The organism is Arsenophonus endosymbiont of Apis mellifera (assembly GCF_903968575.1).
GTDB lineage: Bacteria > Pseudomonadota > Gammaproteobacteria > Enterobacterales > Enterobacteriaceae > Arsenophonus > Arsenophonus apicola.
On the sequence record NZ_CAJCFU010000078.1, the window covers coordinates 208,269 to 222,830 of the forward strand.

General features: G+C 35.3%; 11 protein-coding genes and 1 riboswitch. Of the genes, 4 read left to right on the forward strand and 7 right to left on the reverse strand.

Annotated features, from left to right (window positions below):
* Nucleotides 1-145: 145 nt before the first annotated feature.
* From H1X92_RS13520 to rimO, 6 genes are all read right to left on the reverse strand, one after another.
* Nucleotides 146-1,054 (reverse strand): fimbrial protein, encoded by a 909-nt coding sequence (locus tag H1X92_RS13520; RefSeq protein WP_180560632.1) that lies wholly within the window; start codon nucleotides 1,052-1,054, stop codon nucleotides 146-148.
* Nucleotides 1,055-1,071: 17 nt separating this feature from the next.
* Nucleotides 1,072-3,597: a fimbria/pilus outer membrane usher protein gene (locus H1X92_RS13525; protein WP_233458165.1), complete on the reverse strand. Its 2,526-nt coding sequence runs from the start codon at nucleotides 3,595-3,597 to the stop codon at nucleotides 1,072-1,074.
* Between the two features lie 21 nt (nucleotides 3,598-3,618).
* A complete protein-coding gene (locus H1X92_RS13530) occupies nucleotides 3,619-4,329 on the reverse strand; it encodes a fimbrial biogenesis chaperone (RefSeq protein WP_233458166.1) in 711 nt (236 codons plus the stop codon).
* Between the two features lie 59 nt (nucleotides 4,330-4,388).
* Nucleotides 4,389-4,940, reverse strand: a complete 552-nt coding sequence (locus H1X92_RS13535; RefSeq protein WP_180560633.1) for a fimbrial protein — start codon at nucleotides 4,938-4,940, stop codon at nucleotides 4,389-4,391.
* A gap of 971 nt (nucleotides 4,941-5,911) precedes the next feature.
* The gene (locus H1X92_RS13540; RefSeq protein ID WP_180560634.1) at nucleotides 5,912-6,430 is read right to left on the reverse strand and encodes a DUF2165 family protein; all 519 of its coding nucleotides are present in this window, start codon (nucleotides 6,428-6,430) and stop codon (nucleotides 5,912-5,914) included.
* A gap of 226 nt (nucleotides 6,431-6,656) precedes the next feature.
* Nucleotides 6,657-7,988, reverse strand: a complete 1,332-nt coding sequence (gene rimO, locus H1X92_RS13545) for a 30S ribosomal protein S12 methylthiotransferase RimO (RefSeq protein WP_180560635.1) — start codon at nucleotides 7,986-7,988, stop codon at nucleotides 6,657-6,659.
* A gap of 299 nt (nucleotides 7,989-8,287) precedes the next feature.
* On the opposite strand from rimO, the gene speFL reads away from it, so the two are divergent.
* The 4 genes from speFL to H1X92_RS13565 all read left to right on the forward strand — a co-directional run bounded on the left by speFL (nucleotide 8,288) and on the right by H1X92_RS13565 (nucleotide 12,877).
* Nucleotides 8,288-8,395 carry a leader peptide SpeFL gene (gene speFL, locus H1X92_RS13550; RefSeq protein WP_119712386.1) on the forward strand — a complete coding sequence of 36 codons (108 nt, stop codon included), beginning with the start codon at nucleotides 8,288-8,290 and terminating at the stop codon, nucleotides 8,393-8,395.
* 266 nt (nucleotides 8,396-8,661) lie between these two features.
* Nucleotides 8,662-10,821 carry an ornithine decarboxylase SpeF gene (gene speF / locus H1X92_RS13555; RefSeq protein WP_180560636.1) on the forward strand — a complete coding sequence of 720 codons (2,160 nt, stop codon included), beginning with the start codon at nucleotides 8,662-8,664 and terminating at the stop codon, nucleotides 10,819-10,821.
* A gap of 76 nt (nucleotides 10,822-10,897) precedes the next feature.
* Nucleotides 10,898-12,223: a putrescine-ornithine antiporter gene (gene potE / locus H1X92_RS13560; RefSeq protein WP_180560637.1), complete on the forward strand. Its 1,326-nt coding sequence runs from the start codon at nucleotides 10,898-10,900 to the stop codon at nucleotides 12,221-12,223.
* A 237-nt stretch (nucleotides 12,224-12,460) separates the two neighbouring features.
* The gene (locus H1X92_RS13565) at nucleotides 12,461-12,877 is read left to right on the forward strand and encodes a lysozyme inhibitor LprI family protein (protein ID WP_180560638.1); all 417 of its coding nucleotides are present in this window, start codon (nucleotides 12,461-12,463) and stop codon (nucleotides 12,875-12,877) included.
* Between the two features lie 118 nt (nucleotides 12,878-12,995).
* On the opposite strand, the gene H1X92_RS13570 is transcribed toward H1X92_RS13565, so the two are convergent.
* A complete protein-coding gene (locus tag H1X92_RS13570; protein ID WP_180560639.1) occupies nucleotides 12,996-14,060 on the reverse strand; it encodes a porin in 1,065 nt (354 codons plus the stop codon).
* 272 nt (nucleotides 14,061-14,332) lie between these two features.
* Nucleotides 14,333-14,502: riboswitch (M-box (ykoK) riboswitch) on the reverse strand.
* Nucleotides 14,503-14,562: the final 60 nt, after the last annotated feature.

Consider the following 14,562-nt stretch of genomic DNA (forward strand, 5'->3'; position numbering starts at 1 on the left):
AATAAAAATGTTACTGTTTAATCAAAGTAACGTGAAGTCAGAATGACAGTTAAATGAATAAACAAATAGAATAAACGCTAAAAAATTAAATAATCAGCATATCTTATCGGTAATCATATATTAATATCCTTAATAACAAATTATTTTATTTATAATCAATAGTAAATGTTGCTGTTGCATTAACCGTTCCAGCAGAAATACTATTCCCAGTCTGATAATATTTTGCACTATAAGTCAATTGTTTAAAAAAATCTATATCCAGTTTTTTATTAAATATTATAGGTGTATTCTTCGCAAAAATCTGAATCCCAACCCCAGTTGCTGAGGAATTTTTATCCGCTGGTATAACACCATTTGAATCTCCCCCCTGCCAGGTAATATAAGCTTGGTTAACACCTTTACAGTTTACATCAATATTAAAATTCCGCTCTCCGGTGGTACTTCCTTTACCTTTAAAATTATTTTTAAATACTGTCCCCATCTGAACATTTAATTTTGGTGTTTTTATTTTGCATGACTGTTCCTTAATTTTAAATTTAGGAATATGATAAGTAAATAATGTTTCTCCCGTATCCTGGTTTCCATCGCGGTGAGCAAGCGTTATTTTTATGGGATTCACTTCTCCAGCTTGAAAATCAGGATAAATAATTATAGTAAAACGACCAATAAATATTTTTTTATTACCTTCATCAATCCTTCTATAACCATTTAATTCCATTTTTTTTGCTCCAGATCCTTTTCGTTCAAGCTTCCAGCGCAATTTCACACCGTTAAGATTTGTATTGAAATAATACCCATTGACTGATTTTATTCCTTCAATAGATTTAACATAGACATAGTTATCACCTTTCTGCTGGCAATTAATCTTAATTTCACTGCCAATTTTTCTTACTTTATAGGGGAAATGGGTATTATCATAATGAACTGATAATTCATCAAATACGATATTTTGTTCTGTGATATCAGCTGAACATTTTCCCGCAATAGCAAATGATATATAACTTTGAATTAAAATAAAAATTAACAATAAATATATCTTAAATTTAAATGACATATAATTCCTATTATAATTTATACGGAAAAATGTTTATCTATATAACAATCAGCATCGATTTCTAATATATCTAATTCTTTTGCTAGTTTAGAAAGATCTAATTTGACGTAACACTGTTGCTGTTCATTTTTTCCCCATTGAACTTTTATGTTGGCTAAATCAGGTACTGCATTTAAATATAATTCTCCATCATCACCAACAATGCCATGGCTATCACCATCAATTAATGTGGCAATCGCGCCAAAAGGGACTGGCTTATTATTTTGCGATAATTTGACCAATATACGATTACCACGACGCACATGAAAATTAACCGTTGCAACCGCCCCTCTGGTTGGTACCACTTTTTGCACCGGATTATCAATATCCACTCCATTGGCTAATGATTCAGTATCAATGGTAATATAGTTATAATTATACGGTTCGCTATAGGGGATCACCGCATAACCGCGTGCATCAGTTTTAACACCACGATGATTTAATATTTTGGTTTCCATCGCCCCATCAGCTTTAACTAATATGACCGTTTCCCCTAATGGTTGAGAAAAAACAATCCCATTCCGATGAACAATCATGCCACCTGAAAGCCCATAATTAAAAGAACGTTCGTTATTGTTATAATTATACCCTACATTCATACGAGCCAGGTTATTGCTATAATTCAAAGAAATACCACCACCTAATTCTTTTAAACTAGTATAATTATTATCTAATCGAACATTATATAATAATTCATCATTACCTAATAAACTGCCATTAATGGCTAATTGCTGCCCATTTATTGTATTATTATTAATATTATATGTGATCCAACCACTAGGTAACCATTTACTGAAGGGTACAGAAACATTAAATGCAATTTGCTTATCTTTATTTTCAGTAGATTCATCATTATTATTAAAAAATAAATTTATTCCAAAGGTAATATCAGCAATATTAATATTGTAGCCGGCAGACAATGATTGAGTAGTGCCTTTTTTTCGGCGATAATTCTGCCAATAAGCAGAAAAATAAAAATTACCAAAGTCCTCCATATTTTGATTGAGTGTAAACTGAAATTGGCTAAGTTTATTTTGTCCATTTGCAGTATCCTGTTTTCTTAAAGGTCTATTTACTTCTGGAAAAGAATAATATTCAGGGCTAGTATAAAAATTTCCAGAAAAATTAAATGATGTTCCTATTTCATCAATACTTTTCTCATATTGAATTTTATAAGACTGCCCTTTTTTACGTCTATTATTCGGCAGCTTCGCATCAGCAAATACCGCATTAAAAAAAATAGCACCAAAATTATCTAACCCTAATCCCAGACCCAGCGAAAGCGATAAATAATTTTCAGCTGCTTGGATACCCGATAATAAACTTAATCGATTAGAAACCCCATATATTGAGACTAATTCGCTAAAATAGGGTTTATAAAGATTTTTTCTCGAACTAGCATAACGTCCCAGAGTAAATTGATACTTTAATTTACCCTCTCGTTGCATAATGGGCACGGATGAAAATGGCTGAATAAATTTTGTTTGTTTGCCATTATCTTCAGTAATGGTAACATGCAAATTACCCGAACCGTATATTGCATAAAGATCGGAAATCTCAAAAGGACCAGGTGGAACATAATTTTCATAAATAATATAATTATTTTGCCGCACTGTAACTCGCGCGTTTGTTTGCGCTATTCCTCTAATAACTGGCGCAAAATCACGTTGACTACTTGGTAACATTAAGTCATCTGAGATAATTGATGCGCCAATAAATTTTATACTTTCAAAAACATCATTATTAGTAAATGTTTCACCCAAAATAATTTGGCTTTTTAATTTATGAATATCTCGTTGAATATAACTATTAACAGAGGATAAATTATTTTTACCTGTTTGCGAATCATAATTATAAACTAATTGATTTCGAAAACGCCAAGCGCCGATATTAATTCCATTGTGTAAATTTAAATAATAATTTTGACTCGTTATATTGTAATTATGATTATGTGAACCACTAAAATCATAACTGATTAAAAAAGCCGATTCCCCTTGTTGCCATAAATCGGATGGCACAGTATCTCTGGCTATATTATCCATAACGGCTTGCGGAATATTAATTTCCAGGCGTTGTTGATGAAAATCGAATAATATTGTGGAGTAGGGAATATAATCCTCAATATTATACAAAATTTGGTTGGCAGGTAGCTTCATCAATGCAGGAAAAGCTGTGATTTTAACCCCTAATTGCTTTAAATCATCAACAGTTAAGGCCGCAAATAATTTTCCATTCTTCTGAACAAAGTTAATATCCTTATTCTCCTTTTCTGTTTTATTAAGCAAAACAGTGACTCTGTAGGTTCCTGGCAATTGGCCGCCAGGTGAAGAAAATGAACTCAAGTCAATAACTGCCTGCTCAGCGTTACTTATTTCTAACGCAGATAATGGAAAATAATCTTGAGCAATAATTTCGGGTAAAAATATCAATGAACTCAAAGTGACTAGAAAAAAAACAAATGAACATAATTGTTTTTTTTCTAACGGGTTATTAAAAAAAATCACATTAAAGGCCTTCCATCTCATCTAAGGTAGATTTTTTTTCATCTCTGCACTAATACCACCATAACTATTTATACTATTCCAACTAATTAAATTAGATGAGTTAGCAGATATATTAAAATAAGCTATTTCTTGTGGCGCAATCATATCTGTATCATTTAAATTAACGATTTGATTGCCAATTTTAAGTTGATTAATAGTCACATAATAATTACTTGGATTTTTAACTTCTAATAGTTTACCAAGGCGGCGAAAGGTTAATAATTTATAACTTTCTTCTGCATCACCTTGAATTTTTTCGGGCCGATAAAATAATTTTATGCGGGTTTTTACTGTAATAAATAAAGTATTTTGCATATTATCCTGGGCTGAAGGAATCGCTTTCACATTGAGATAAAAAATAGACTCTCTATCCAAAGGCAAGTCACCACCTGTTCGCATAATTCGTAAAATATTTTCTTTGCCAGCGTCTAAACGAAACAAAGGTGGGGTAACAACAAACGGTGCTTTTTTGCCATTTGCATCAACACTGATGAAAGATTGAATTAAATAAGGCCTATTCTCATCATGATTTGTTACCAGAATTGAAGCTTCCCTTTTATTTCCTTCATAAATAACGCGTGTTCCATTAATTGTCACATTTGCATAAGCTTCAAATATAAAAAATAATAGTATATAAAGTATTGAAAACTTTATTATTCTGCTTCTCATTATTATTACTCGAACATTAGTCATAAATATAAAGAATCCTTTCTATGACTAGGAAAAATATCTAGAAATTCAATTATCAATTTTTATTTATAAAGGATCTCAAAATTCACCGTAGCATTTGCTTGACCGGCTTTAACTTTTTGCCCATTAGCAATATAAGCTGCCTTTAACTTGATAATAAATGGATTGCTATTATCGAAAGGAGCATGATGCTCATATTGCTTTGTTATATCTAATAACTTACCATTTAAATCATAAAGACCGATAGCGATGCCTTGTGCCCCTGATTCATCCAACTTTATTAATTTGTCATGAAATTTATCATTAGGTGCCGTCATTTTTATTTTAGGATAAATCGAATAACCACTTCCATTAGGGCATTTGTCTAGCTTGATTTCTATCTCTTTTTCACTGCCAGGAATTTTTTGGCCACGCACAGTAGGTACTTTATCCTTCATAAAAACACCCATCTGGACAGTTAAAGAATTTGCAGAAGATTGGGATAAAGACAGCACACACGGGCTCTCTATAATTTTTCCTTCAAAACTGATAGTTCCGCTTGGTGCAGAGAAAACTAAATTACAAAATAAAATTAACAATATGCCAATAAAATAGCAGGTAAGATTATTTTTCATGTATATATTCCTAATAAAACAAATGATATATTTCAAACTCATAATGAAATATTTAAATGACGCAGCAGTATACTGAGATACATTAATTTATAATAAAAATTAAAAACTGGAGTTGTAATTTATGTTATGCAAAAAATAATACCTAGCTAGGCCGGTATAAATATAGGTAAAGCAAAAATGCTCAATCTTGAGTAATAAAATTATCGCTAATAAATTCGCCGCCAAATAATTATTCCATTTTAAAAACAGAGCCCTATCATGTTAATTAATAATCATTGTAATAAGCAATATATTACCTAAAAATAATCAAATTGCAATCAAAAAAATACATAATCTAACATATATTTTAACATCTATACCTAAATATATTATTTAAGATAATTCAGATACTATAAAAGCATGACTTTAAGAATATGCCTATTGTCATTTTAATGAAAGTTAATTAAATAAACAAAAATCAGCATCCACTTATTAATATTTTGCATATCTCACAAGTTACAATAAATTTTGCCGCAAAAATTCAATTATAATTTCAGCCTACTTATTTAATTCAATATTTAATTATTTTAAAATGGATACCATTTATGAACATTAACCCCCAACGATGTTAATTTTTTTTATTAAAAAGAGTGTACTACTAAAATTTTGATTACGCCTATTGCTAGGCAATAAATAACCATTCTTTTAACCAGATACTCTTAATATCGGCGAAAAATAATTTTAAAATTAACTATATTTTATTATATATCTGATAGGCTGATATCATCGATATATTTAATAAATTATTTTAAAAACATTTAATTAAACATTAGTATGCAATCGTCGTAAAATCCGGCATTATTCAGTTCAGAAATAGAATAACGCATTTTTTAACTAACAATAACTTAGCGGTTCATTAGCATTTATAAGTTTATAAATGCTAATGAACTTTGCCAATAAGATGAGCTGCAACTCACGGCATACAAAAAAGGTTACTTCATCTCATTATGCTCACGCTCACGATTACGGTCTCTATCGCGATGAACAAGATAAATAAGCACCAGCAAAATAGTGGTATAAACTTGAAACGCTTCTGCCCCACTATTCCATTCAGACATCCACATACCAAACCACTCTCGGCCCAATGACATATACACAATTTGCCAGGTCAAAAAACCTAAGGTTAACCCAGCAATGGCAATTTTTTTCTTTCTATTAAAATTAGCCGCGGTATTTTTCAAATTAGCTAATAACCTAATGCCACCAATCCAGCAAAGTATTGCTGTTAATGTTTGCAGAATAATGAGAATGACATAACTAACATGATGGGCAGTTGGAGACTCAATCGCACGGTACTTAATGGTGGCCTCAGGAAAGATAGTATCCATCAAAAGAACATGACGAATTAAGGCAAAATTGGTGTCATAGTCGGTAATATTACCGATAACCACTAACGATGTATATAACGCCACCGCACATACAGCCAACGCTTTAGATAAACGAATAATCATGATTTATTGTCCTTAGAAATACAATAAGATAATCTTCGATACAAGATGCAGGCTCAAAAATAAAAATGTTCACTGTTTAGTATAATTAACTAAACAATGAACAGATTAATTTTAACACAAGAATTTAAAATAGGACAAAATTCAAAAAAAAACAGTAATTTTGTTAATAAGGCATATTAGTAGGCAAAAATAAAAACCCTATCATACTTTATAGATTTGATTCACATTAATGGATATGTCTCGTGGCCCATAGATCATATTCGTCAGCATGTTCAACGTATACCTGAACGATATCCCCCGGTTTAACATTAAATTCGCCATTAAGGTAAACGACACCATCAATTTCAGGTGCATCAGCCATACTACGCCCTACTGCTCCCTGATCATCCAGCTCATCGATGATTATCCAGATCTTAGAACCAACCTTCTGTAGCAAGCGCTGCTGAGAAATTTGCTGCTGAACCTGCATAAAACGGTGATAACGCGCCTCTTTTATTTCTTCTGGAACTTGATCAGGTAATGCATTAGCCTGCGCGCCATCAATGGGGCTATATTTAAAACAACCAACTCGATCTAACTGCGCCTGTTGGAGAAAATCAAGTAATAACTGGAAATCCGCTTCAGTCTCCCCTGGAAAACCAACAATAAAGGTTGAGCGCAAGGTTAATGCAGGACAAATTTCACGCCAACGGCGAATACGCTCTAAGGTTTTCTCTACTGCCCCCGGCCGTTTCATCCGTTTTAACACCGTTGGACTCGCGTGTTGCAGGGGAATATCTAAGTAAGGTAAAATTTTACCCTGTGCCATTAGTGGGATCACGTCATCAACATGAGGATAAGGATAAACGTAATGCAATCGGATCCAAATTCCTAAAGCGGCAAGCTGTTCACACAAGCTGACCATACTAGTTTTAACTGGCTGGCCATGCCAAAAACCTACGCGATGCTTAGTATCTACGCCATAGGCTGATGTATCTTGTGAAATTATAAGCAACTCTTTCACGCCTGCGGCAACTAAGCGTTTGGCTTCACTTAATACCTCACCAATAGGCCGACTATCCAAATCACCTCGCATTGATGGAATAATGCAAAATGTACATCGGTGATTACAGCCTTCAGAAATTTTCAAATTCGCATAATGCCTAGGTGTTAACTTGATCCCTTGCTGCGGCACTAAACTAAAAAAAGGATTATGTTGCGGTTTAGGAACATAATGATGAACATGGGCTAACACCTGTTCATAACTATGCGGACCAGTGATGGCTAATACTTTCGGATGTACTTCACGGATCTGATCTTCTTTCGCTCCCAGACAACCGGTTACGATCACTTTACCATTTTCATTTAATGCTTCACCAATGGCTTCCAATGATTCTTGTACTGCGCTATCGATAAAACCGCAGGTATTAACAATAACCAGATCAGCATCATGATAACTGGCTACAATTTGATAACCATCCGTGCGTAATTCAGTCAAAATTCTTTCAGAATCGACCAAATTTTTTGGGCAGCCTAATGATAAAAATCCTATTGTAGGGACACGTTGTTTATTGCTCATAAAGGTAGGATCTATGTTGTAATATTAATTGGATAAAAAAGTTATTTTAACATTGAAAAAACGAAATTGTACAATTGGGTTTGCGATCCAAATAAATGCGTATCAAGAATTGCAATATTGTTTATTAATAATAAAATTCTATCTGAAATGAGGGATAAATTCAGATAAAAAGCGTGACAGCCAATAATTAAAAAAACTTCTTATACTAATTTTGATTAACATCATTATTTATTTTTTTTATTAATTTATATTGATAAAAATACCCCATATAACAAACTGCTTTTTTAGAAGTGCAAAAAATTGAAAATAATAACCGACTTTGGCCCCATATAAGACGAACAACCCATTTAATGATGTTCTGCCATCGCTCATGTTTTAGTTTTGAACGTTTCTGCACCCACAGGTGATCCTTTTCGACATTCATGCTGCTGTTTTTACTGTATGGATCGTCATTCCCAAATAGTCATGCCATTGATTTAAATAAATCATGTCTATTGTATTAACTATTCATACTTGTCAATCAGCGCGTTTAGATTAATTAATCTAACAAAATGATTTATTGCTTTAATCTAAATCAAATTTAGCTTAATTCAATTTTCAATAAAAAATACGCCAAAATAAATGTCCATCCATTTTGGCCGCAATTCTATTGTCTTAATTTACAGGAAATAAAATGGAACAATATAAACTCGCTACCAGTTTTGATATCAGTGATCATATTGATAGCTCACGTAGCTTGGTTAATATCTTTGCTACTGACTTCAGTGATGTTGCGGCGATTATTATTTCGCTAGAAGATATTCAGCAAGGTGGACTTGATACGATTAAACAACAAAGTTTTGGTCAGCCGATTTTTGCGCTCATTCATCACAATCAAGTTATTCCGGCTGATACACTTGCTTGTCTGACTGGTGTTATCGATCTCAACAAAAACAATAGCCAGTTGTATGCTAAGCAATTAGAAACTGCGGCACAAAAATATGAGCAAAGTTTACTCTCACCTTTATTTGGTAAGCTAAAAAAATATGTCGAACAAGGCTACAGCGCTTTCGATTGTCCAGGTCATCAAGGGGGAGCATTCTTTCGGCGTCATCCATTAGGTAACTTATTCGTCGACTATTTTGGTGAAAACCTGTTCCGTTCAGATCTCTGTAATGCTGACGTTTCAATGGGCGATCTATTGATCCATGAAGGTGTACCTTGTACGGCACAACAATACGCCGCAAAAGTGTTTAATGCCGATAAAACCTACTTTGTTTTAAACGGCACCTCTTCTGCCAACAAAGTGGTATTAAACGCCTTACTGGCACCGGGGGATTTAGTGTTATTTGATCGCAACAATCATAAATCTAATCACCATGGTGCGTTGATCCAAGCAGGTGCTACACCAATCTATTTAGAAACAGCTCGCAATCCATTTGGCTTTATCGGTGGCATCGACGCTCACTGCTTTAATGAAGATTATCTGCTTGATCTGATCAAAAAAACTTCGCCTGAGCACGCAGAGCAAAAACGTCCTTTTCGTCTGGCGGTGATCCAACTTGGTACCTATGACGGAACAATTTACAATGCACGTCAAATTGTCGATAAAATTGGCCATCTTTGTGACTATATTTTATTTGATTCCGCCTGGGTGGGTTACGAACAGTTCATTCCAATGATGAAAGACTGTTCGCCATTACTGTTGGAACTCAATGAAAATGATCCAGGTATTTTGGTCACTCAATCGGTTCACAAACAACAAGCAGGTTTCTCACAGACTTCTCAAATCCATAAAAAAGACCGTCATATCAAAGGGCAACCACGTTATGTCAATCACAAACGCTTGAATAACGCCTTTATGATGCACGCTTCCACCAGCCCGTTCTACCCGCTATTTGCCGCTTTAGATGTTAATGCCAAAATGCATGCCGGCGAAAGTGGCAAACGGCTATGGATGGACTGCGTAAAAACCGGTATCGAAACGCGCAAATTATTGCTAAGTTGCTGTAAACTCATCCGCCCATTTATTCCTGCAATGATCGATGACCGCCCCTGGAATAACTACGACACCGATGAAATCGCTAATGACTTACGCTTCTTTAAATTTACCCCCGGCGAACGCTGGCACTCATTTGATGGTTACGCGGAAAATCAGTACTTTGTTGATCCATGTAAACTAATGTTAACTACACCCGGCATCAATAGCCAAACTGGCAATTATGAAAGCTTTGGTGTACCAGCCACTATTCTGGCAAATTACCTACGTGAACAGGGCATTATCCCGGAAAAATGCGATCTAAACTCAATTCTATTTTTACTCACACCGGCAGAATCGATAGCAAAAATGCAACATCTGGTGGCCCAAATTGCCCGTTTTGAACATTTACTGGAAATCGACGCCCCATTAGCTGACGTTTTACCAACACTCTACCGCAGCAACCAACAACGCTATCAGCACTATACCCTGCGTCAGCTATGCCAAGAGATGCATGACTTATATGCCAAATTGAACGTAAAACAACTACAAAAAGAGATGTTTCGTCAAGCGCATTTTCCAGCCGTTAAAATGTTACCGCAAGCAGCCAATATCCAGTTTGTACGCGGCCAAATCGAACTGATTGCGATTGAAAACATTGCCGGTCGAATTGCGGCCGAAGGCGCGCTACCTTACCCACCAGGCGTACTATGTGTTGTGCCAGGAGAAGTCTGGGGCGGTGCGGTGCAAAACTATTTTCTGGCGTTAGAAGACGGGATCAATCAGTTCCCAGGTTTTTCACCTGAACTACAAGGCGTATATCTGCAAACTGATGCTGATGGCCGCATCCGTGCTTATGGTTATGCCATTAAATAGTCATGTATATCTTCACAAACCGTAAATCTTTACCAATTAAATAACTAAGATTTCTCAAGAGTTAAGAGAGAAAAAAATGCAGGTATCTAAAAATAAAATGAGTGTGCTACAGCTAACCATATTGACTACGGTTAATATGATGGGCTCAGGTATTATTATGTTACCGACCAAGTTAGCAGAAGTTGGTACCATATCGATCCTCTCATGGATCGTTACCGCTGTCGGCTCAATGGCCCTGGCTTACGCTTTCTCAAAGTGTGGCATGTACAGCCGCCGCAGTGGCGGGATGGGTGGTTACGCTGAATATACCTTCGATAAATCCGGCAACTTTATGGCTAACTACACCTATGGGATCTCACTATTAATTGCTAATGTCGCGATTGCTATCTCTGCAGTTGGTTATGGAGCAGAACTATTCGGGGTAAGCTTAAGCCCATTACTTATTTGTATCGCTACCATCGCCGTATTATGGATCTGTACTGTTGCTAACTTTGGTGGTGCTCACATCACGGGTCAGATAAGTAGTATCACCGTTTGGGGGGTTATTATTCCAGTTATGGGGATCTCCATTATTGGCTGGTACTGGTTCAAAGCCGACCTATATATCAACTCCTGGAACCCACATAATTTTCCATTTTTTCAGGCCGTTGGCTCCTCAATTGCCATGACATTATGGGCATTTCTCGGCATGGAATCGGCTTGTGCAAATAGTGAAGCTGTTGATAACCCAGAGAAAAATGTCCCTATTGCTGTATTAGGCGGCACACTAGGCGCAGCAGCCATCTATATTGTATCCACCAATGTCATAGCCGGTATTGTGCCTAATATAGACTTAGCTAACTCCACGGCCCCCTTTAGTTTAGCTTTCGCACAAATATTTAATCCCACTATCGGTAAAGTCATCATGGCGCTAATGATCATGTCATGTTGTGGTTCCCTACTGGGTTGGCAGTTTACGATTGCGCAAGTATTTAAATCATCATCGGATGCTGGCTACTTTCCAAAAGTTTTCTCCGCTGTCAATAAAGCAGAAGCGCCGATTAAAGGTATGCTGATTATCGTCATTATCCAATCTGGCTTAGCGCTGATGACCATTAGTCCATCACTAAACAAACAATTTAATGTATTAGTTAACCTAGCCGTTGTCACTAATATTATCCCTTATATTCTTTCTATGGCCACCATGATCATCTTACAAAAAGTGGCTAATGTTGAGCCACAGAAAGCAAAAATGGCTAATATTATTGCTTTTATTGGGGCCGCCTATAGTTTTTATGCCTTATATTCTTCTGGAGAAGATGCCATTATGTGGGGCGCGCTAGCGACATTCTTAGGCTGGACGCTCTATGGCTTCGTTTCGCCACGCTTCGAGATGGAAAACAATCAAAATATACATAGCTAATACTAACTCAATATCATTGACTAACTTTCTCCTCATCACCATGCGATGAGGAGTAATTTAGCCAGCCTAAATTAGCGATCTACATAATGACGATAATTTCAGCATTGACAAATAACCATTCTTTTATTCAGGCTAAATCGTAATATTAATAAACAACCGACATTAATATCTCAACCAGCAACCTTGTCCTGTATACTTATATATTATTAATACCGATAAACCATTTGAGTTGATGCCATGAAAAAATTAATCATAGTTATCATGTTATTTATCAGTAAATTGGTACTTGCCGATAGCAATAATATCGATCAAGCGTTAGAGCAATGTTTAGCCAAACCAACAACAGTATCAACCCTCGATAGCATTGATTGTTACCAAAATGCGTTAAAGTTATGGGATAACGAATTGAACAAGCAATATCAATTATTAATCGCCGCTAAAGAGTTAAGCCCAAGATTCAAAACTGCGTTGAAAAAATCACAATTGGCATGGATAAAATATCGCGATCTCAACTTAGAAGCGATTAACCGCTTTTATGACAATCAGCAAGGAACCTATTGGGGGATCGCCGCGATGGCTAACAAAATTGAGTTAACTAAAAATAAAGCGCTGGAATTAACCAAATTAAGAACAAGCACTGAAATCGGTAATTAATAACCATTGGTTAATAAAAATAAATTTAGTTATGTGTGTCGTTAGTTATTTAATGACACACATAACTAACCATTACCATGAAAGATAACAGAAAATTCGCTCACAATAGTGATAAAGTTTAGAAACTATAAGTCATCCCTACCCCAATAACATTATCGCGCGCTAGCTCTAATTCGTTACCCCGTTGGCTATTTCTCAATAAATTAACTTTATAAGCAGCGTAAGCTTTGAAATTATGGTTAAAATTATAGTTAGTAAAAATATTAAGATAATTAACCACATCTACTTGCTTATCAGCCCGTGAATAAAAATAAGCTATTCCTGGCTCCAAGCCTGATGCAAAAGCATAGGAAGAAAGCAACTCAAGGGTATTAACTTTACCAAAGATCACTACATTATCATCGACTTCGTGGAAATGAATATTGCGGCTTTCGGAATATAAACCGGCAAATTTGACAGGTTCAGCGTCATAATTGAAACCTACCGCCCATATTTCCGCCGATTTACCCGCCCGGATCTGCTGTTGCTGCTGAGTTCTGTTGGAATAAAAATAGGCCACGGTTGCTTGCAAATTATCCGTTAAGTGATAATTAACACTAGCTCCCCAACCCTCACCATTTTGATGCTGAACCTCCTCATTATGGCTATTTTTGCCTTGATATTGCAAAGCAAAATTGAGTCCCTTAATCAAATTAAAAAAATCAGTTTGGCGATAAGTCAGCAAATTACTTGCTTCTTTGGTGGTTGAAATATCACTATCAGAAAAGAAATCACCGTCAAAAAGCGACAATCCATCGGTATAAGCAGCAACATCATAAATCACACCATAATTACGACCATAATCGATATGGTGAGTAGCATATTTTAATCCGGTAAAAGCCAAATTATTCTTTGATTCATTACTTTTGTCCCCTTCTCCACCATGCAATTCTATTTCATGTTCAAATTTGGCAAAACCACTAGCAGAATCGGTAAACTGACTATCTAACTCTAAACCCAGTTTTACTTTTATTTCATTACCATCTTGATCCTTATCTTTTGAACTCATTAGTTTAGATTCAATCTCACCATTTACCGCTATTCGACTACCTTGCTTATCATAAACGTCTACAGCCATAGTCCCGGGAATATAAAAACTGAAAAAAATTAAACCGGTCGATTTATTTTTAATAAAAGAAAACATGATACTTATCTCAAGACATATAAAAATTGATGAACTAGTCATCATACAAATATTTTAAATATACACAGCCTAATTAGTAATTAATGATAATCACTTTATGCTGTTTTAACCCAATAAAATAAACAGTTAATTTATCGGTATAGGAGAAAGAAGAGAGATATAGCTAAATCTAACTAAGAAAATACTTTGCTCGCTGAATGTCAAAAATAGAAACATATAGATACCCTATAATAAATCTCATATATAGGGGCGACCAGATGAAAGAGCATAGAACACTATCCCAATCGTCTTAGTTTTAGCACTATACAACGTATCCTATGAAAGGAAGTTACTTTGAGACAAACCTTAATACGATCTGCCTTGTCCTAACCTTGGGCGTCTCTCGACGTCGTGAGATCAGCAACTTGTGTTTGTATAGGAGCCTCGCCTAACGAGATATAACACTTTCGAATGAGCGCATATTATATGCGTAAAGAATTGGGAAAAAATATCCCATTGCTAG

Coding starts and splice junctions, on each gene's coding strand:
- H1X92_RS13520 (WP_180560632.1), bottom strand. CDS start 1,054: ATGTCATTTAAATTTAAGATATATTTATTGTTAATTTTTATTTTAATT.
- H1X92_RS13530 (WP_233458166.1), bottom strand. CDS start 4,329: ATGACTAATGTTCGAGTAATAATAATGAGAAGCAGAATAATAAAGTTT.
- H1X92_RS13535 (WP_180560633.1), bottom strand. CDS start 4,940: ATGAAAAATAATCTTACCTGCTATTTTATTGGCATATTGTTAATTTTA.
- H1X92_RS13540 (WP_180560634.1), bottom strand. CDS start 6,430: ATGATTATTCGTTTATCTAAAGCGTTGGCTGTATGTGCGGTGGCGTTA.
- rimO (WP_180560635.1), bottom strand. CDS start 7,988: ATGAGCAATAAACAACGTGTCCCTACAATAGGATTTTTATCATTAGGC.
- speF (WP_180560636.1), top strand. CDS start 8,662: ATGGAACAATATAAACTCGCTACCAGTTTTGATATCAGTGATCATATT.
- potE (WP_180560637.1), top strand. CDS start 10,898: ATGCAGGTATCTAAAAATAAAATGAGTGTGCTACAGCTAACCATATTG.
- H1X92_RS13565 (WP_180560638.1), top strand. CDS start 12,461: ATGAAAAAATTAATCATAGTTATCATGTTATTTATCAGTAAATTGGTA.
- H1X92_RS13570 (WP_180560639.1), bottom strand. CDS start 14,060: ATGTTTTCTTTTATTAAAAATAAATCGACCGGTTTAATTTTTTTCAGT.